At 44.0% G+C, this 19206-nt stretch carries 18 protein-coding genes and 1 pseudogene; 8 read left to right on the top strand and 11 right to left on the bottom strand.

Features of this window, described 5'->3' with window-relative positions; genetic code table 11:
* Positions 1–4: 4 nt before the first annotated feature.
* Both A3712_RS12445 and A3712_RS28290 read right to left on the bottom strand, forming a co-directional pair.
* On the bottom strand, positions 5–442 hold the full coding sequence (locus A3712_RS12445) for a BspA family leucine-rich repeat surface protein (RefSeq protein WP_063523695.1): 438 nt from the start codon (positions 440–442) through the stop codon (positions 5–7).
* Positions 443–830: 388 nt separating this feature from the next.
* Positions 831–1058: a hypothetical protein gene (locus tag A3712_RS28290; protein ID WP_063523696.1), complete on the bottom strand. Its 228-nt coding sequence runs from the start codon at positions 1056–1058 to the stop codon at positions 831–833.
* Positions 1059–1223: 165 nt separating this feature from the next.
* On the opposite strand from A3712_RS28290, the pseudogene A3712_RS28850 reads away from it, so the two are divergent.
* The 3 genes and pseudogenes from A3712_RS28850 to A3712_RS28860 all read left to right on the top strand — a co-directional run.
* A pseudogene (locus A3712_RS28850) lies at positions 1224–1310 on the top strand (IS6 family transposase); the annotation flags it as partial.
* 156 nt (positions 1311–1466) lie between these two features.
* The gene (locus A3712_RS28855; protein ID WP_443083593.1) at positions 1467–1751 is read left to right on the top strand and encodes a hypothetical protein; all 285 of its coding nucleotides are present in this window, start codon (positions 1467–1469) and stop codon (positions 1749–1751) included.
* Positions 1699–1959: a tyrosine-type recombinase/integrase gene (locus A3712_RS28860; protein WP_063523697.1), complete on the top strand. Its 261-nt coding sequence runs from the start codon at positions 1699–1701 to the stop codon at positions 1957–1959. The genes A3712_RS28855 and A3712_RS28860 overlap by 53 nt, the downstream gene beginning before the upstream one ends.
* A 160-nt stretch (positions 1960–2119) precedes the next feature.
* On the opposite strand, the gene btuD is transcribed toward A3712_RS28860, so the two are convergent.
* The 9 genes from btuD to A3712_RS12500 all read right to left on the bottom strand — a co-directional run bounded on the left by btuD (position 2120) and on the right by A3712_RS12500 (position 10978).
* Complete coding sequence (gene btuD / locus A3712_RS12460) at positions 2120–2878, bottom strand: vitamin B12 ABC transporter ATP-binding protein BtuD (RefSeq protein WP_063523698.1); 759 nt, start codon at positions 2876–2878, stop codon at positions 2120–2122.
* Entirely contained in the window at positions 2865–3860 is a 996-nt protein-coding gene (btuC, locus tag A3712_RS12465) for a vitamin B12 ABC transporter permease BtuC (protein WP_063523699.1), read from the bottom strand. Before btuC ends, btuD begins: the two co-directional genes overlap by 14 nt.
* 134 nt (positions 3861–3994) lie before the next feature.
* The gene (locus A3712_RS12470; RefSeq protein WP_063523700.1) at positions 3995–5023 is read right to left on the bottom strand and encodes a succinylglutamate desuccinylase; all 1029 of its coding nucleotides are present in this window, start codon (positions 5021–5023) and stop codon (positions 3995–3997) included.
* Positions 5024–5287: 264 nt separating this feature from the next.
* The gene (locus A3712_RS12475) at positions 5288–7084 is read right to left on the bottom strand and encodes a M3 family oligoendopeptidase (RefSeq protein ID WP_063523701.1); all 1797 of its coding nucleotides are present in this window, start codon (positions 7082–7084) and stop codon (positions 5288–5290) included.
* Between the two features lie 129 nt (positions 7085–7213).
* Positions 7214–7831, bottom strand: coding sequence for an alpha-ribazole phosphatase family protein (gene cobC / locus A3712_RS12480; RefSeq protein ID WP_063523702.1), 618 nt, complete (start codon positions 7829–7831; stop codon positions 7214–7216).
* A 9-nt stretch (positions 7832–7840) separates the two neighbouring features.
* Positions 7841–8434, bottom strand: coding sequence for a bifunctional adenosylcobinamide kinase/adenosylcobinamide-phosphate guanylyltransferase (gene cobU / locus A3712_RS12485; protein ID WP_063523703.1), 594 nt, complete (start codon positions 8432–8434; stop codon positions 7841–7843).
* A gap of 26 nt (positions 8435–8460) precedes the next feature.
* Entirely contained in the window at positions 8461–9267 is an 807-nt protein-coding gene (locus A3712_RS12490; RefSeq protein WP_063523704.1) for an adenosylcobinamide-GDP ribazoletransferase, read from the bottom strand.
* Positions 9267–10295, bottom strand: a complete 1029-nt coding sequence (cobT, locus tag A3712_RS12495; protein ID WP_063523705.1) for a nicotinate-nucleotide--dimethylbenzimidazole phosphoribosyltransferase — start codon at positions 10293–10295, stop codon at positions 9267–9269. Before cobT ends, A3712_RS12490 begins: the two co-directional genes overlap by 1 nt.
* 71 nt (positions 10296–10366) lie before the next feature.
* Positions 10367–10978 (bottom strand): flavin reductase family protein, encoded by a 612-nt coding sequence (locus A3712_RS12500; protein WP_063523706.1) that lies wholly within the window; start codon positions 10976–10978, stop codon positions 10367–10369.
* Between the two features lie 643 nt (positions 10979–11621).
* Here A3712_RS12500 and A3712_RS12505 point away from each other — a divergent pair.
* The 5 genes from A3712_RS12505 (at position 11622) to A3712_RS12525 (ending at position 19204) form a co-directional block, all read left to right on the top strand.
* The gene (locus A3712_RS12505) at positions 11622–12317 is read left to right on the top strand and encodes an NAD-dependent epimerase/dehydratase family protein (RefSeq protein ID WP_063523707.1); all 696 of its coding nucleotides are present in this window, start codon (positions 11622–11624) and stop codon (positions 12315–12317) included.
* Between the two features lie 185 nt (positions 12318–12502).
* Positions 12503–13876, top strand: coding sequence for an L-cystine transporter (locus tag A3712_RS12510; protein ID WP_063523708.1), 1374 nt, complete (start codon positions 12503–12505; stop codon positions 13874–13876).
* A 213-nt stretch (positions 13877–14089) separates the two neighbouring features.
* Entirely contained in the window at positions 14090–14851 is a 762-nt protein-coding gene (locus A3712_RS12515; RefSeq protein WP_063523709.1) for a YdcF family protein, read from the top strand.
* Between the two features lie 409 nt (positions 14852–15260).
* The gene (locus A3712_RS12520) at positions 15261–16733 is read left to right on the top strand and encodes an aerolysin family beta-barrel pore-forming toxin (RefSeq protein WP_063523710.1); all 1473 of its coding nucleotides are present in this window, start codon (positions 15261–15263) and stop codon (positions 16731–16733) included.
* A 185-nt stretch (positions 16734–16918) separates the two neighbouring features.
* Positions 16919–19204, top strand: coding sequence for a hypothetical protein (locus A3712_RS12525; protein WP_063523711.1), 2286 nt, complete (start codon positions 16919–16921; stop codon positions 19202–19204).
* Positions 19205–19206: the final 2 nt, after the last annotated feature.

A 19206-nucleotide genomic window follows, 5' to 3' on the forward strand; every position in this document is an offset into this window, starting at 1 on the left:
GACGTTATTGCTTAAAAAGTGGGAAGCTTTCTTTAGACAGGCCACTGCCTTTAGCGAAGTCGGTATGACGAGAGACGCGCCTGACGTCCCAGTAGGTTAAGTCTTGGTCAAAGCGCTTGGCACCAGAGAACATTCGGTCCATATTAGTCACACGAGAGGTGTCCCAACGGCTGATGTCCTGATTGAAGTATTGGTCTTTAGAAAACAGGTCACTCATGTCTGTTACGTGAGTGGTGCAGAGCTTCATGTTGCCATCCAGAAAGTTTTGCCAGTAGTCTGAATTGCGAATGAGTGCGTCATTGATGACAACAAACAATTCATCTTCTTGAACCATGACGGTTCCTGGTTTATTTGATTCGCAAGTCACCGTTTCAGGCTCACTAGCAAAGGTGTGGCTACAACTCAGCAGCGCGCAGGCGGAAATAATCGAACGTAAATTCATAGTTAAAATCATGATTTAATTAAAATAAGTTCGAAATGATACAGAAAGATCGCTGATTCTTTTCACTTTTTCAGATGGAGGATACCCCCAAATTTATAAATTGAGCCCCTCTCCCATAAAATTACCCCTATTAATAACAATTGAGTTATCAATCAACTTAAAGAATCAATGGGGTTGATCGCACGTTAAGTTTGGAGCTATCCGAGCCATGATCACGAATGCCACTTTCTTGCATTAGGGCTTGGGTTGTTGATGACCCAGCTACAACACCGCTATGCGTGTGGCCGGCCAGCATGTCCGCGAGTTCTTTTACTACCTACATAAGTTCAGTCAGCAAAATCAGCACATTCTCTTCTTTTGAGCCAATCCATGTTTTGAGTACCTGTAGTCATTGGTTTTCTGCAGCAATACTTCGACGTACTTTGCCAATCATATCCACTAATTCGCCTGCGGTAGCTGTCTGCATGTTTCCTAAACTGCCTAGCACAATGTCATCACCTGCTAATAAGTTAATCGCGCCTAGTGCCTCAATGAGCTTTTTGCCGATCACTTCTTCAATACTGTACTCATCAACCAAAATATGGCGATGACTAAATTCACCACGATAGCGTCCCACTTGGTCCAGCTTTTCAAATGATCTTTGGCTTTGCGTTTTGTCAGTTTTCTTGCTGGTGTTTCCTGCTGCATCAATTCGGTTGCTGAATTCTTCACGTTGCTGCTGCAGTTGTTTCCTACCAAGTGACTTTGTCGTTAGCCCAATAACCGTGGGAAATTAAAATTATTACGTCGTGACGAGCCTAAGCTGAGGGTGCAGGAGAGATCCGCCTTCCTCAATGAACTCTTCAATATCTTTGGAATTTATGCATGAAAGGAGGTGCTCAGTTAGGCACCTCAGACACATCTTCAATTTTTGCAACAAGTCCATTTCTATTTCACCAAAAGTACGGATGTACCCCAATCCTTTAGCGGATATTGAACTCGTCAAATTTCAGAGAAAGAACTTAGCTACTTAACAAAAGAGCAAATTCCTACCGTTCTTAGTGCTTTAGCTGTTGATAATAGCCTTCCAGTAAAACAGATTCATGTTGTAGCTAAAGTCTGTTTGGCTACTGGATGCCGTATAGGAGAAGCTCTTTCACTCAAACATTCACAAATAACAAAATACAAGCTGACCTTCACTGAAACGCAAGGTAAGAAGAATCGATCCATTCCTATTTCCCCTACTCTATATGAAGAGATTTTAAGGAACTCCGTAAGTGGTCACGCCAGTATTCAATATCAATTACCAAAAGGCTTGGATGTGTGTTAAACGAGCATTACCAAACCATGTACCCGTAGGGCAAGCCACTCATGTTTTTCGACATACCTTTGCTAGCCACTTTATGATGAATGGTGGCGATATTTTGGTGTTACAGCGTATTTTAGGTCACCAGAAGATAGGGCAAACTATGGCTTATTCGCACTTCGCACCAGAGCACTTAATACAAGCCGTTGAACCAAATCCACTCGAAAATTAGTGGCGACAAATCTCGGTTATAGTTTGATTTAATCGGCTTTACTCGTTTTTTCACGCTTCTCCAACAACAATAAAAGACAACAAAATCAACAATTTATTAAAGAAAGGTGTTAATATCGATAAAAATTAGGGTTTTATTTTTCAATTGACTGCCCCTTGGTTTATTGAAACAGCAATACCATAATTCCATCAACAGCCACACTTTTCACTTGAGTGTTGAATACAGACTCAAGTTGCTTTGGAGTCAGTACTTCTGCCGCGGTACCAGAAGCTTGTAAAACGCCTTTGTCGAGTAGTAGCACTTGATCGGCGTGTCTTAGGGTACGGTTAAGGTCATGGTTTGCCATGATTACTGCGATGCCCTTTTGTGCCACTCTTTCAATAAGCTTATAGAGTAACGCTTCTTGCGCAATGTCCAACGGTGCCGCCGGTTCGTCTAAGATCAGTAACTTCGCATATGGGTTAAGTGTTGGCCAAACTTGTAGACACATGCCTGCCAATCGAACCCGCTGCCACTCACCACCAGACAAAGCTTGAATTGAGCGATGAAGCTTATCCGCTATGTCGAGCATCTGGGTTATCTCTTCCAAGGCTGCATTGATTTCAGCATCAAGCCCCTGTGATGAGCTTGGTAGCGATAGTGCCAGGTATTGGAACACTTCTAAGTTGAAAGCCGGTCTTGCACTCTGACACAAGTACGCACGGTGCAATGATAGGTCCTGTAACGATAAGTCAGATAGGTCTTTTTCATCGATCTTGATATCACCTTTATAGCTGTCACCAATACCCGAAATGGCTTCCAGCAAAGTACTCTTGCCACTGCCATTAGGCCCAATAACATGAGTCACTTGACCCGGCTTGAGCTCAAATGATAGGGGTAATAAACGAGCGCCGACGCTCAGGCTCTTAATTTGAATCATGATTTTTAATTAACATCCAAATGAAGATAGGCGCACCGATACTTGTGGTCATCACACCCAAAGGTAATTCTGCAGAATCAAGTAAGGTTCGTGCGCAAATATCAGCAAACACCAGCAGCGCAGCCCCCGCAAAGGCAGACAAAGGCAGTAGATATTTATTATCGGTACCTATTGTTAAACGCAGTAAGTGTGGCACAACCAAACCAACAAAGCTGATTACACCGCCCAACGCCACTGCACAGCCAACCAAAATAGATACTGCGAAGATTAAGCGCCAACGTAACTTTGGCACATTCACGCCAAGTTGCGCCGCATGGATCTCACCAATCATCAGTTTGTCGAGCTTACTGCCTTGCAGACACAACCAGATAATCACAGGAATCATCACTAATGTCAGCGAGTGTTGATACCAATTCACGCCGCCTAAGCTACCCATTAGCCAGTACATCAACAGACGAAGGCTCATGTCATCACTGAAATAGAATGCCCATGTCACCATCGAACCAGAAAGAATACCTAGTGCTACCCCCACCAGCAGCAGCTTGGTCGTGGTAAGCCGCATTGTTTTTACCATGCTTACCAAAATCACTGTGAAACAGAGTGACCCTAACACCGCTGCGACCATAAAGAGTTCAGGGGTAGGAGCAAACGGCAAGAAGAACAACACAATCACCATAGCGAGACTTGCGCCGCCAGAAATGCCGAGTACACCCGGTTCTGCGAGTACGTTCCCCAACAATACTTGTAAGCTTGCGCCAGAAACAGCTAGCCCTGCCCCGATGGCAATAGCCGCCAATAGTCGAGGTAATCGTAAATCAATAAGTAGTTTTTGTTCTAATGTGGACAAAGTGCCCAGAGGGTAAATGAAGAGATCGCCAACCATTAGGTAAATAGCACTCAGCGCGATAAGCAGTGCTGCCATCAGATAAATGGCTCGCGTCCATTTACGCTGTTTTTGGTGAAGAAGTTGTTGGAAATCCATATCAAGCTACTTTGAAATTGTTCGCGTCACCTTACCTGTATCCCCAAATAAACTCAAGGTTCACACCGTAATGTGAACCTTGATATTTAAACCAGTTGAGCGGTTAATCAACGAACCATGAGCGCTTCTACTGATTAATCGTAAACCAACTGACCATGGTCGAATCGCGTTTCCACTTCACACACCATTAATGCTGCTCGTTGACCGATAGCAACATTACGATTAGGAAACACCACCGCTTCGTTTTCGTTCTTCGCCATCAATGGTTTGTCACCATCATGACCAAAGACTTCACCGTGCTTAAAGGCAGTAAAGTTCTCTACAGAGTCTGAGAACATGAAGTCGAAATCATCATGTAAACGAACAATAGTACGGCTCACTCGATAAGTAATGGTTGGCTTAGGTAGATGCTCTGGCTCTACTTCCGCGATTAAATTGCGCATTGCTAAATCAAAAGCGGTTAACTTATCCAATTGGTTCTCACCAATTCTTGCAACCTGCCCGAGTTCCATAGTCAGGGCTTGCGCTTCGAAGTTTTCTGCGCTGTACCAACTGAAAGTGCTGGTTGGCGCGTTTGACAGCAACACGGCTTCAACGTGAGCACTGTTGATAAAGTCGAATAACTCTTTGCTACGTACTTCGTGGCGAACCTTGGGGCTCACTGCAAATGAATAATGCTTAGATAAACGGATTGCACAGTGTAGATCTAAGTGCCAACGAGTTGCTGGCTTGGTTTCTTTGTAAAACTCTGTCACCAGGAACTTTAAGTTCTGGGCGATATCCACTTCTCGATTACTTTCGTACTGTTTGTCATCAAACAGACGGTTCATATTCACATCAAGAAAGCGGGTATGCGCGTTGGTTGCTTCTGGGTGAGCTATGATGAACAAGCATCTAGCGTTCACTGCCTGAAAGCCTGTTTCAATATCTTCAACGAGCTTATCAATCAGCTCCATTGGTGACGTTTCATCGCCATGTACACCGCTTGAAAAGATGATGTTCTTGGTTTCAGAATTGTAATCCGCGGGAATGACTTCCAATACACCACGTTGATGAAGCTTAATTTGAACACCGTTACCCAGTACGGTCTGTCCTGCAAACACTTCTTGCTCAAGATCTAGGCTGTCAAAAAGAAATGATTGGCGAAATAGGGTCTTCGTCATGCGCTACTCCTTAATTGCACGGCCGTATGTTAATAAATTGTACATAGAAATTGTGTTGCTAGGATCGCACTTATCAATAGAAAACCCGTTATCACTCACAAATACTACCCATATATTTATATTTCCTGCTTATTAACAAACCGAGGCCTGTGCTAAATAACTTTCTCATTTAAAGCGATTTTTCGTTATTTCAGGTTAGTTCAGCAAGATAAGAGCCACGTAAGCTAACACGACTCTGACCTACCATGAACAGATTGAGATCAATTAATCTTCCTGATTGAGCAATCTTTCAAATTCATCGATTTGAACTTTGACCATGTCGATACTTTGTTGCCAGAAATCGGCTTTAGTCAGGTCCATTCCAAGATGTTTTTGAACCACTTCTTCCGCCATCATGCTGCCGGTATCACGCAACAAAGACACATAGTCGTCATAGAACTGTTCGCCCTTAGCATCACGTTGAGCGTATACGCCTTTACTGAACAGGTAGCCAAATAGGTACGGGTAGTTGTAGAAGCTCACCTGAGAGATGCTGAAGTGCAACTTGCTCGCCCAGAAGTAAGGATCGGCCTCAGTCATTGCATCGCCGTACCACTCTTTCCAAGTGTGCTCCATCAGGTCACACAGTTGTTGAGCCGTCAGTTCACCTTTTTCACGCTGCTCATAGAACGCTTTTTCAAACTCAAAACGTACTGGGATATTTATCATCAAAGCTAACGAAGAAGACAGTTCTTCCCATAGCATTTCTAATTTCTCATTGCGTGTTTGTGCTTGTTTAAGTAAGTAATCGCGCACGATGTTTTCAGCAAAAATAGAGGCGGTTTCAGCAAGCGTCATTGGGTAACGTGTCTTACACAACGGCATATCTTTCATTACCCAGTTGTGGAACGCGTGACCAAGCTCGTGTGCCAGTGTCATTAAATCAGAGCGGCTCCCACTCCATGTCATAAACACCAGTGGTGTGCGTGTCGCAGCAAACTTTGTGCAGTACGCGCCTAAGCGTTTGTTGGCTGATGGTGCGGCATCAATCCAACCATTCTCGACCATTAAAGCGACAAAATCAGCCATCTCTGGATTCACTTCAGCAAAAGCGGTTTTGATTACTTCAATCGCTTCACCAAATGGGTAAACCTTTGATTCGCTCTCACCTAGTGGCGGCATCGCAGCTAAGTGATTCCATGGCTTCATTTCATCTAAGCCATGAACTCTTGCCATTAATAGACCCGCTTTCTGACCTACTACGCGATTCGCTTTAGCAACAGACATCATAGTGTCTAATGTTTCAGGCACGATGCGGCTGCCATGCAAGCTAGGATCTAAGAAATGTACATCGCTGATTTTCGAACGCTTTTTATTTTCTGTCAGACGCCAACCTGCCAGCGCATTTAAGATCGAAGCAAATGACTCTTGGTGCGTCTTCATGGCCCCCTGAACAGCGCGCCATGCTGGTTCTTGTTTGTCGAATTCACTGCCATAAAGCAAGCTCGCAGCTTGCGAGAAACCGAGCGCTTCTTCTTCACCATCAAGTTTTAGCGACAGTTTCAAAGAACCGGTTAGGTTGTCATACAAACGCCCCCATGCATCACGACCATCAACTTTCATCGCTGCTAATAACTGCTCCTCTGCAACGCTGAGTCGACTACTAGCTAATTTACGTGAGCTTTCAATCGCAAAGCGCTGGCCCGCAACATCTGCGCTCTCGTGTTCTAAAACGGCATCAATAAACTCGGGTTCTGCGTGAATCAAAGTGTCTTCGTATGGGCTAAATGCTTGTGACATTTCAGAGTTCAGCTTTGCAACACGGCCAAGCAACGCTTTTGCTTCTGTGTGTGTCGCATCCACTGACGCGTGGCAATTAGCGAAGGTATTGATAGTGCTAAGCAATGTACCAGCCGCTTCTGAAGTTTGGATGGCATTTTGCATCGCCAAAATGATGTGGCGTTTTTCAACATGAAGATGTAACAGTTCAATACACTGTTGAATCAGTTCAATATCCTTCTCAATTTTTGCATCATCAAGACCGCGGTAAGCAATGCTTAAATCCCAACTAGGTGTTGTCATGACTAAATTCCTTTCACGTAGGTAGTAATACTAATCTGGTACAGCGGTTTTAGACACCGCCTTTTACTTCTATCTTTATTTCTGTTTATACGTTTAAAATTATTGTTTGTTATAACTGTACTTTGGCACTCAGAGTACGGGCAGCCCTATCGCTTTAACACTGATAAAGCTTTGCGCGAACTGAGTAACTTGAATATGGGTTATCGACGCATTATCGATCGACAACTTTGAGTACAAACTCGGATTTTTCCAATCAATATCAAGGCAATACGCCAATAACATACGAATAACGCCACCATGAGTAACCAACAATAGATTGTCACTTGGATCGTTCAAAAGTTGCGACCAAGCTTGAGTTACTCTTTCGTGGAAGTTCTGTAAACTTTCTGCACCACTCAGCTTATGGTTCGATGGGTCTTGCCAAAAGGTGTCGAGCATTGCCCACTTGTCTTTGAGCTCATCAAATGCGATGCCATCCACTTCGCCAAAGTTCATTTCTTGAAATTCAGGAGCAACAGACAAAGGCACAGACATGCGCTCCGCATACAAGTTAGCTAAGTCGTTGCAGCGTCTCAACGGTGAAGTGATGACAGAGTCAACTGCTATACCTTGATGTACCATAGCGTCACAAATCTGTTGTTGAAGCTCCGAATTTACCAATACGTCAGAGACACCGTTTAGCGCAGCCTTCCCTTCCACTTTGCCATGTCTGAGCAAATAGATGTTTTTAGTGGTTCCATTGACCATATCAGTAACCTAGCCTTGGGCGTTGATAGAGTGACTTGAAGGCTTTAGATGCAGTGGCAACCCTGCGGCTATCAGAGTGACATGTTCGACAACGCGAGCGAGTGCTTGGTTCATGCGACCCGCATTATCAACAAATAAGCGCGATACTTTACCTAGAGGAACAACCCCTAAACCCACCTCGTTCGACACCATGATTATCTGTGCTGAGCTTTGCTCTACGCTTGCAACCAAGGATTCAATCACGGACTCAACCTGGTCATTAGTTGCATCATGCCCCAATTCGAAGATGATGTTATTGAGCCATAGTGTTAAGCAATCAATCAGTACCACATCGTCTTTCTTAAATGACTGCAGTTTAGCGGCTAATTCGACAGGTACCTCATGTTCTATCCACTGTGTACCACGGCGGTCTTTATGATGAGCGATTCGCTCACGCATTTCAGCGTCTAGATACGTGGCGGTCGCAATGTAATGTAAACGACCATTTGAACATGCTGCGAGCGCACATAATGCTTGTTGTTCTGCAAAGCTCGACTTACCCGAGCGTGCGCCACCTAAAACAAGATGTCGTTGACTCTGATACGCTTGATTATTCGTTGTCATGTATGACCTCTAATCACCTGAATGCGTTACATAAAGCTGTTATAAAAAGCCGCGGCAAACACGATATAAATCAGTAGTTCCATTAACTGTTGAGCAGCGCCCAAGCAGTCTCCGGTGAAGCCACCGATTCGCGCGATGAGCCACTTTTTGAATCCTATCCTGAACACGTAAGCAACGAGTGCTAATACAAAGGTAAACGCCAAACCAAACCACAAGCTTGGCAACAAACCAATCAGCATAAGAAAAACCAGTTCGCCCTTAGTTTGCTTATTGGCGAGAGGCTTGCTCTTGCTAGTATCCAAATCGCTGACATAAGGCATGTCGTAAATAAGAGATGCCGCAATCGCACGACTGAAGGTGTAGCCGGTTACAATGACCATGAACAATCCGGCCATGCTGACCAATTCATTCAACAGCACCCACTTACCAAGCAGCGCCATTATCAAAGCAGATGCGCCATAAGTGCCAATTCGGCTATCTTTCATGATGGTCAAACGGCGTTCGAGCGTCATGCCACCACCAATGCCATCCGCCATATCGGTTAGGCCATCTTCATGGAAGGCGCCAGTGAGCATCAAGCTGAAGCTCATCATCAAAAAGATGGTGATGGCACTTGGTAGTACTGCATCAAGCAACAAAAATACGCCACCGCACAACACACCGAGGAGTAAGCCAACAGTAGAGAAGTAACGGCCAGAGCGGTTCATGCGCTCTTCTGAATAGGGTGTATTCTTTGGCATCGGTAAACGAGAAAAGAAACCCATGGCTAACGAAAACAGTTCCCATTGATAAGTTGCGCGATCTTTTAACGATCTTCGTGGCGTATTACTCATTAAACCGTGACTCCAGCGCTCTCAAAACTCGCCATATTGTTGTAAAACTCAGCCGCCGCTTGGAGGATTGGCATGGCCAGTGCGGCTCCAGTCCCCTCACCTAGCCTTAAACCAAGGTCGAGCAAAGGCTCAGCATCGAGCAGGTCTAGTAAAATTTTGTGCCCTGACTCTTCAGAGCGATGTGCGAAGATCATGTAATCGCGACAATTCGGCTCAATCAAGGTCGCAACATACGCCGCAACTGACACAATAAAACCATCGACCAATACTGGTGTTCTGTTGTGGTATGCACCAAGGAAGGCTCCGACCATTTGCACGATCTCGTAACCACCGACTTGAGCTAAAATCGATTTAGGATCGAGCCCTTTACAGCGCGCAACACCTTGTTCAACCAGCGACACTTTACGTGCGAGTTGTTCGTGATTGATGCCTGTACCTACACCAACACACTCTGCCGCAGTTCGCTTTGCTAGTGCGCTTAAAATCGCTGACGCGCTGCTGGTATTGCCGATACCCATCTCGCCAAACATGATGATATTGGTGCCATTCGAAATGGTTTTAGATACAAGATCTGCACCCAATTCAATCCCACGTTCTACCGTTTCTAAACTCATTGCGGCTTGGTTGGCAAAGTTATTGGTTCGAGTCCCTAAGCGTTGTGACACTAGCATTGAAGAATCGGCTTCAACGGGTAATAAGATACCTGTGTCGACCACCGTAATGTCGATGTTGTTCAATGTACAGAAACAATTGATCGCCGCGCCACCATTTAAGAAATTCAAGACCATCTGTTTCGTGACGGCGCTTGGCGCAATACTCACACCTTCGTCAGCGATGCCATGATCGCCTGCGAATATAATGATGCTGGGCTTGTTCAATTCGATATGTTCAACCGCCGACTCTTGTCCTTGGCTTTGAATTAATGCTAATTGAAAGGCTACTTTTTCAAGTAAACCCAATGCCCCAAGCGGCTTAGTTTTTTGATCAATACGGTGTTGGATTTGCTGTGAGTATTTGGTATCTAACATAAAATTATTGGTACTTAGATTGCAAAATGGGTTTGGCGTTATTATTCGGTTGACGCCCAATAGAATAACGCTTACTTAGGACGAGCCACCGAGAGCACATTAGATAGCGTGGCATATTCACCACCACCAAGACGAGACAAAGGATCCAGTTCGAGCGCATCTATCTTCAGGCGGTCGCTCTCTTTATCGATCACCTCTTCAGCTATATATACCTTCTCGATTTGCGCAAAGATAAGGCTTTGTGGCACCTCACCAACTTCTTTGACCTCGTAGAGTGTGCAACCAAAAGCCACAGCGCACTGATTCACTCTCGGTAAAGAAAAACCCTCAAATTCAACTAATTCAATGTTATTCGCGGTTACTTCTGACTCATTATGCTCAAGGGTAGCGGCCGTAGCGGTCATCACTTCAGCTGAACTCGACGATGCAATATGTATAACTAGCTTACCCGTCTCATGAGCATTACGAGTGGTATCTTTGATTTCTCCCGATGGCTTCTTCCCGACCGATAACATCAGCAGTGGCGGATTACTTGAAACAGGCGTGAAATAAGAGAAAGGCGCTAAATTGTATTCTTGGTCAGCAGATTCCGTTAATGCCCACGCGATAGGACGAGGGACAACGGTTTGCGTCATCAGGTGGTAAATCTGAGTAGGAGCGAGAGTATCTAGCTTGAGGTTCATAGCACATCCTTGGTCTATGGGATTACGATTTAGTTTACGTGTTAAGTGAGGCTGTATCTATCTTTATATCAACTAAAGCTGAGAGGATGTTCTTAATTTAAGCAGTTTAAACCGACATTTTCTCAATTTGAGAATCAAAAATACTAACAGATCGAACTTCGTTAGCCATGACAACAAAGAGTCAATAACTTACGTTTTGGCACTCTTTATGCTTCACTTAAAATGCTTGTTAATCTCTCCATTGATAAGTACCCATACAGTGAACACCCTCACTGTTAGCTACAAAATGCAACACCAAGCAACACAACCGGTTGTAAAAAGTAAAGTTCAGTAAATTGATTTAGGAGGTGCGATGATTCCAAACTCAAGCAAAAGAAATCCAAATAAATCAAGCAAGAAAATTAGCAAAAAGGTAAGGAAAATCCCGCTGTCCTTCACCTGAACTGTGCGAAGAAAATAACAAGCCCGTCGTTAAACGGGCTTTGTTATTTTTGGGAGGCACCAATACCGGATCCAGCTCCTTACTCTAGAGAATACATCACTAGCAACTACGCATTAACCCCTCATTTATCAAACTTTAATTCGCTTAAAATTCGTACACTGTTTATATTAAACAAGCACTTGCAACGGATTAAGGATAGTTATGAGCATTTCTGGAGATAAGACATCAATCATAGTGGCTGGTGCTACTGGGCTAATTGGTCGTCATGTGATGAGCCTGCTTATCAACGAGCCTGCAATAGAGCACATTTACGCTTTGTCCCGAAGAGCGCTCAATTCACAGTTCCACTCAGAAAAGCTCCACACGCTGGTTCATAGTGATCTGCAAGTCACCAGTTGGGACGAAACCAAAACCACACCCAAGCTCGGAGTCATCTGCTTAGGCACAACCAAGAAAAAAGCAGGCTCGAAAGAAGCATTACGAAAGGTAGATGTTGAGCTTGTCAGTCAAGTCGCACAATCGATGAAGTTCTTAGGAGTGCAACGGGTCGCGGTCGTATCGAGCTATGGAGCATCCGTCGATTCCTATTCACACTACCTCAAATGCAAAGGTCAAATGGAGCAGAACTTAAAGCGTATCGGCTTCAAGCAACTGTTCATTGCACGCCCCGGACCATTGGTTGGCGAGCGAGAAGAACCAAGAACCGACGAAAAACTGCTACAAAGCGTGTTTCCCCTTCTATCGCCTTTTATGTTTGGGAAATACAAAAACCTACGCCCTATTCAATCGAAAGATGTCGCTCAGGCCATGTTGTTCCGATTGTTCGAAAATAATTTCCAAAATATCGAAATTTACTCATCCAATGACATGCTCAATTTATTGGCAAAATATCGCTAAAAAGCTCACCTATTCTCCATAATGTTGAATATCCACTCATACCATTCAGTGGATATTACCTATTGTTCTATTTAATTACTTTTCCTTATTTTACGTTTTGTTATAGGTCGCTACTGTAACCAACAGTATTTGCGCCCATACATCTAAGCGCCCTGTAGATTTAAAGAAATTCATAAGGAAAACAAATGTCATTTTCAGCTATCGCTGCCTTAGCGGTATTCACTGGTATCCTCTTCTTTCTCTATGGACAGCAGAAAAAAGAAACCACGTTATCACGCTTGGTTCTATTAGGTTTAGTTTTCGGTAGTGCTTTTGGTCTTGGCCTTCAGTTGCTATTTGGTGAAGGTAATCCTGTTATCAAATCAACACTAGACTGGGTAAACATTGTCGGTCGTGGTTATGTTGGCCTGCTGAAAATGGTGATCATGCCATTAGTATTGGTTTCAATGATTGCTGCGGTAGTGAAACTTGAGAAAGGCGGCTCACTGGGCAAGATTTCTGGCATCACGATTTCTGTATTGCTGGCGACAACGGCAATCTCTGCGATTGTCGGTATCGTTGTGACTCAAGCATTTGGCCTATCTGCTGAAGGTTTAACAGAAGGTGCACGCGAAACAGCGCGTATCGCAACATTAGAAAGCCGCATTGGTACTGTTGCGGATCTAACGATCCCACAAATGCTAGTTAGCTTCATTCCAACCAACCCATTTGCAGACCTAACCGGTGCTCGCTCTACATCTATCATCGCGGTTGTTATCTTTGGTGTGCTAACGGGTATTGCAGCTCGTAAAGTAATAGCTGAGAAAGAAGAGCTAGAATCTCCAATTCGTACGTTGGTTGAAGCGGCTCAATCTATCGTGATGCGCTTAGTTAAGATGATTATGGCACTAACGCCATACGGTATCGCAGCGTTAATGGCGAAAGTAGTAGCAACATCAAGCGCTTCTGACATTTTAAGCCTACTAGGTTTCATCGTGGCATCTTACGTAGCAATTCTACTGATGTTCGTTGTTCACGGTGTGTTGGTTTCTTTTGTTGGCGTAAACCCGAAAGAGTACTTCCAAAAAATCTGGCCTGTTCTAACGTTCGCTTTCACTTCGCGTAGTTCTGCTGCAACGATTCCACTGAATGTTGAAGCTCAAATCACGAAGCTAAACGTGCCACCAGCAATTGCTAACCTATCTGCATCTTTCGGTGCGACAATTGGTCAAAACGGCTGTGCGGGTATCTACCCTGCAATGCTAGCAGTGATGGTTGCACCTACGGTTGGCATCGACCCGATGGACATCAACTTCATTCTGTCTCTGATTGCAATCGTTACAGTGAGCTCTTTCGGTATCGCAGGTGTAGGTGGTGGTGCAACGTTCGCAGCACTTATCGTACTGCCAGCGATGGGCCTTCCAGTAACTATCGCAGCACTGCTTATCTCGATCGAACCACTTATCGACATGGCTCGTACAGCGCTTAACGTATCTGGTGCAATGACAGCCGGTACAATTACAAGTCGCTTGTTAGGTAAGAAAGACAAGCAACAAGATTTGGAACAAGCGAACGCTTAAATTCTGAGCCAAACAGTTCATCAAATAAAAAACCGATGCCCATGCATCGGTTTTTTATTATCTATTTGCTGCCGGAGTTGCTTTTTAAATGTTGAGCATGCATTTGTGCAACAATACAATGAGTTACCTGGGATAGTTTTATAAAAATGATATATATTGCACCACTTCAAACATAGCATTTGCCCATAGCAAAAGTTCGATAACAGGATTCCAATGAGCTTTATTATACTTTTACTCCTTCTATTATTCGTTTTCGCGACTCGTTTACTTCAGTGGCGAAAAACCTCTTATTTTCTTTCCTTTTTTCTTTTATCGTCATTTGTGCTGATTGGCACGGGTTTAATTCCTCGTTACCTATTAGATGATCTTCAAGCAAATTACGAAAGTAAACCAGATATACAATGGTCGGATAATAATGCAATTGTTCTTCTCGGTGCTGGCACTCAGTTTATTCAAAGTACACAAGGTTTCGAACCTACATTTTTCTCCTATGGTCGAATCAGTGAAACAGCAAGCCAATATATAGATTGTGCAAAATCGGACATTAAGTGCAAAGTAATCATCAGTGGTGGCGATGCACAAGGCAATGGCGTGACAGAAGCGGAAATATACGAGCAACAATTACTGAGACTTGGCTTACCAAAAGCTGATATCATCCGAGAGCCTAGCAGCGTGAATACATGGAAAAATGCACAACTAACCAGCGACCTGATGAAGCATCACCAATTCGACAATATTGTTCTGGTTTCATCTGGCCTGCACATTCGCCGCAGCGAGCTTTACTTCAACCACTTCGGATTAGAGGTAATTCCGGTTAGATCCGATTACATGGCGGCTCAGATTTCGTGGCTTCCTTTGTGGTACAACTTTGCTGTCACTGAATTCGCACTGCACGAGCAAATCGGTTTCGCGAGGTACACTATCTACAACTTTATGGGTTGGAACAGCAAACGGGAGAAGCCTAGTGATGCATAATGCATTACTCTCTGATTAACGAAAAGCTCTAACTAGAGTAAGCAAATGGATGAAAATGAAGCGACGACCCTAGGGTTGTCGTAGCATTTTTTATGCCAGTGATACTCCAAAGTAAGACTCTCTCCCTTCAAATTTTAGAATACTCAACACTAGTTACTTTCTAATCCAACCTATTTACTCATCAAAATAGAACACAAAAAGAAAAAAGCTTTATCAAGAGGCGCTCGTCTAATCATAAAGCTATGAAATATAAATGGATTTATTTTCAATTCATTTCAGTATTTTTGCGTTCCTTTTATGTGACAGAGTACACGCCGCTAGGGGCCCTCGGCTTCACACCACATATAAAACAAAACTAAAAATAGAATCTAATAAAAATAGTCAAACAATGGCCATTAGGAACTCATTCATGTTCAACGTCAGTAAAACTGCACTAATTAGCGCTGCCATATCGTTAACGTCTTATTCTGCTAACGCAAAGATCTACTCAGACCAAGTCGTCATAGACAACCTTGGCGAGGATAATTGTCGTAATGACTATCGCCCACTTAATTACTCAGAAGCACAGGAGCACAAAGCCGCTATTGTTTCTCGTATGAACGTTTGGGATATCATCGGCCTTCAAGATGATTGGGTGATCATGGGCTCTGGCTACCACGGCCTTATCAAGCATGGTCAGCCAAATCAAAAAACCTGGTGTTACCCTAATAAACCTGAAGCGGGCTTGCCATACTATGAAGCACAAGCTATCCCAGAAAGCAGCAATATTGAGGTTCAAAGAACCCTAGTCAACGACAATGCGAACTTCGTTAGACCATTAGCATACCTGGCAAACAACCTTGGTTACGCATGGATGGGCGGTGATAATGGACGCTACGTTGGTCAAGATATGGGGATCAATCAAGTTCGTAGCGGTTGGGAAATCAAAGGGAACAGTAATAGAAGCTGTTCAGGTGACCGTTGTAATGAAAAAACGACGATTACAGTCGATAACTTCTCCTACACACTTGATACTCAGGGATTCTCATACGGCACCGTTAAAGAGACAGACCAAGAGCTGATCAACACCCTTTCCGCTTATGCCATCAACGAGACAGAGCAGCCGAAGCGAGTCATCGTCGATCTTCATTTTTTACAATCAACGCACTGGAATAAGACCAATCGTTTTGACCTTGCAGGTGTTGTCTTGATGGACGAAGACTTTAGCTGGCCTCAAGTAGGAAAAACCGATGTGCGAGTGGTGTTAGAGAAAGGTCAGCATTTCTCTGAGACCAATAGTGGGAAGCGTTCTGAAGCGAGTGACCTTCAAGCCATCTTAACGGTACCCGCTAACTCTGTGCTTCCTTTTCAAGTTGAGTTCTTGCGATCAACGATTTCTTACCCTTTTCGCATAAAAGCTAATATGAGTTATGACGTAAACTTCACAGGCTTTCTTCGTTACAGCGGCAATGCGTTGGTTTCACACCCGACTAACCGTCCAACCGTTTCACACACATTTACCATGGGCACCAACAGTGAAGAGCAAGCCAATATCCGCTACCAATGGGATCACCGTTACATTCCCGGCGAAATGAAATGGTGGGACTGGAGTTGGGCAATCAACGAATATGGACTGAGCAGCATGCAATATGCCGCTGGCGCGAGTGTCCGCCCCTTCTACTCTTATGTTTCTGGTCAGTTTAATGCAGAGTCACAATACTCTGGAATGATCGATATCGGTGCTGAGCATTCTGTCGATTCATTTGATGTCATGAACATATTAACCAACCACAAAACCTACTATGCGGGCGATATAACCGTCGTGACCGATTTCGATTCTGAAGCGCTAGATCGACTCGGTTATCACGATGCCCTGCTAATGATTACTCCAATACATCACTAAAAGCACAGCTATATCTCAGCACTAAGCTCATCACTCTTGTGGTGAGCTTAGTGCTGCTTCTTTATCCAAAAGTAAGCCACAGCACTAATTCAACAACCGTTCTGGGCAGGTTTCTTCTGTCGTCAGCAAACACTGTTCGAGAAGTACTTTTCCTTCTAACCACCAATGAAAGCCAATATTTTAATATGACAAAAAAAATCCATTTATGGCGATTCGCAGCCATCATATATAGCCCCTTATCCATTGCATTTTGTCTTAGTGACGGCGTCCAAGATACTCAATCACTGGACACAATTAACCAAAATCGCATAACGTCATGGGCTCGCGACGAAGTTTATTCAGAGCCACAGTTTGGCATTGCACTAGGCGAACTCGAGCATGATGCTCATGCAAACTCTTTCTCAGCAGCTTGGCCACAAACAGAGCAAGCACTCGCGAGCGTCCCGCAAACTTTTGAAAGCCCACTGAGCGAACAAAGTTTATTCAACCGCCTCGGTAAAGCGGGATCTTCTACGTTGGAAGTTCTAGGGCCAGTTGGAGATGCAGTCGCAGTAGGGTTTTGGCTCGACAATATGGTGAGTACATTCTCTCAGGAATCCTCTACCCGCCTTGATGAAGCCGCTTCTGTTTTTTCCATCGTTCCACTAGTGGGTGATGAGTTAAACCTATTGTCGAGTGATATAAAGTACTTCGCGGCCAAACAGAAAATTGAAGAGTTTGAGCACCAAACACACTACGTATTCGCTAACCACTCATCAGAATTTGCTCGGTTTCACCACAAAAAAGAAGACGCGATTACACTACTCAACAAATATGACAATCACGTAAAGCAGAGCGCTTCTATGTATGTCGATCACCTACTCCTACAAGCCGATACCGAATATCGCCGGCTAGCCTCTGCATACGATAGACAACTATCTAAGCAAATGGCACGAATCGATCTTGAGCTTTTGAAATCTCTGGGCCATGTTTCTGTTGATACAAATTTGCACCAACCTTTATGTCAAGACTCGTATGCCTCCCCTAGTGATCTCGAAAACTGCGTTAGGCAGCAAGGACCAGCTCGAATTGATCACCTAATCAACAAGTTGAATTCGACCGCCTATCACGAGCTGGCTTTAAAAATACATACAAAGAAAGCAGAACTTGTCGACATTGCTTTAAGTCAGTTGACTGAGCACCGACAAAGATTAATAAATGGAGTAAGAAACAGAGCAAAACCACACATCATTGCGATGATTAATCAAAGCACGCTCAACCGAGGCACCTTGGAATTTCAAGCGAGACAGAGCGGATTAAGAGAGTATGCAAAAGAAACATGGAATATTGATTACCTCAGTGAGGAACAACTTAAAACCTCGACCGTAGAAATACGCCCCGCCAGAACTTGCTGGGGCGTTCCTTCCGTAGCCCCGGGAGGGATCCAAGCTTCTATCGATGCATGTAAAAATTCGGGCGCCCTGTACGATACCTATCACCCTAAAAAAGATCCTGAGCTATCCGATCTGTTAATTAAGAGAGTCGACTTTAATATTGAACAATATATCGCATCAAGGATTATTAATGGTTGGCCCGCTGGCTTATTTAGGACGCAGCTCATCAATACGGCTAACGCCTACATATCGGGCCAAAGAGCGAATAAAATATTTGAAGAGCTAATGTCTGGCTTAGCGCGTGTAGAAACTCTAAGCTATCAAACGTCTTTAACCGATTACTTAGAGAGTAAAGGAATTGACAGCTCTAATCCTAACAATCGTAAAAACTGGTATCAGATTAGCCGTTGGTATGAACTTCTACTGACCGAGCGACCAGGCGGCGGAGTGCTGGATCAAGTCACACAGTATGAAATTTTTAAACATCTCATTCAACCTCAATTTAAGCTCGCTACTTCTATGTCTTACATCCGTTCTCTCAATTACTCGATACCGTTTCCAAGTGTTTATTCTGCAGCAAACCTTAGGTTTTATGCACCCCAAATGGCAGACATACTCGACGAAGTGATATCGCAACCTAGCGCTCACTTTGAGCGAAACTTCCAAAGCGCTATTGACAGCATAACGAAAAAGGCGATGAAAGCGACAAGTGCCAACCAACTTCAGTACTTATTAGGCGATCTTTCTCTCTATCTTCAAATCGCACAGCATCAGCAGTCAGAAGCCAATTCTTCATTAGACAGTGCTCATGAGCATCAGCTGTTCAATAGCACGCTATCAACACTTCATCTGAGTTACCTATCACAAGTTCACCGTGACGCCATTGCGTTTCAAGTTGGGGGAATCTCAAACCATGAGCTCTGGTCTCACCTTACCGAAATCAAAGTTACGTTGAGCCGAGGAGATATTCAGACGGCGGTAACGCAACTAGGGGCCATTGTTAAAAACAACGACTTTACTATGCTTCCACACATCAACCATATGCTGCTTAGAGAGCTAGAAGATTGGATTGAAATCCAATTGGGATTAGAGGAATAAGT

It is taken from the genome of Vibrio sp. HI00D65 (genome assembly GCF_001635455.1).
GTDB lineage: Bacteria > Pseudomonadota > Gammaproteobacteria > Enterobacterales > Vibrionaceae > Vibrio.

Bases quoted from the DNA above. Each gene is read 5' to 3' on its own strand.
- A3712_RS12520 (WP_063523710.1), top strand. From the start codon at position 15,261: ATGTTCAACGTCAGTAAAACTGCACTAATTAGCGCTGCCATATCGTTA.
- A3712_RS12505 (WP_063523707.1), top strand. From the start codon at position 11,622: ATGAGCATTTCTGGAGATAAGACATCAATCATAGTGGCTGGTGCTACT.
- A3712_RS12470 (WP_063523700.1), bottom strand. From the start codon at position 5,023: ATGACGAAGACCCTATTTCGCCAATCATTTCTTTTTGACAGCCTAGAT.
- cobU (WP_063523703.1), bottom strand. From the start codon at position 8,434: ATGACAACGAATAATCAAGCGTATCAGAGTCAACGACATCTTGTTTTA.
- btuD (WP_063523698.1), bottom strand. From the start codon at position 2,878: ATGATTCAAATTAAGAGCCTGAGCGTCGGCGCTCGTTTATTACCCCTA.
- A3712_RS12525 (WP_063523711.1), top strand. From the start codon at position 16,919: ATGACAAAAAAAATCCATTTATGGCGATTCGCAGCCATCATATATAGC.
- A3712_RS12500 (WP_063523706.1), bottom strand. From the start codon at position 10,978: ATGAACCTCAAGCTAGATACTCTCGCTCCTACTCAGATTTACCACCTG.
- btuC (WP_063523699.1), bottom strand. From the start codon at position 3,860: ATGGATTTCCAACAACTTCTTCACCAAAAACAGCGTAAATGGACGCGA.
- A3712_RS12490 (WP_063523704.1), bottom strand. From the start codon at position 9,267: ATGAGTAATACGCCACGAAGATCGTTAAAAGATCGCGCAACTTATCAA.
- A3712_RS12510 (WP_063523708.1), top strand. From the start codon at position 12,503: ATGTCATTTTCAGCTATCGCTGCCTTAGCGGTATTCACTGGTATCCTC.
- A3712_RS12475 (WP_063523701.1), bottom strand. From the start codon at position 7,084: ATGACAACACCTAGTTGGGATTTAAGCATTGCTTACCGCGGTCTTGAT.
- A3712_RS12445 (WP_063523695.1), bottom strand. From the start codon at position 442: ATGAATTTACGTTCGATTATTTCCGCCTGCGCGCTGCTGAGTTGTAGC.
- cobC (WP_063523702.1), bottom strand. From the start codon at position 7,831: ATGGTCAATGGAACCACTAAAAACATCTATTTGCTCAGACATGGCAAA.
- A3712_RS12515 (WP_063523709.1), top strand. From the start codon at position 14,090: ATGAGCTTTATTATACTTTTACTCCTTCTATTATTCGTTTTCGCGACT.
- cobT (WP_063523705.1), bottom strand. From the start codon at position 10,295: ATGTTAGATACCAAATACTCACAGCAAATCCAACACCGTATTGATCAA.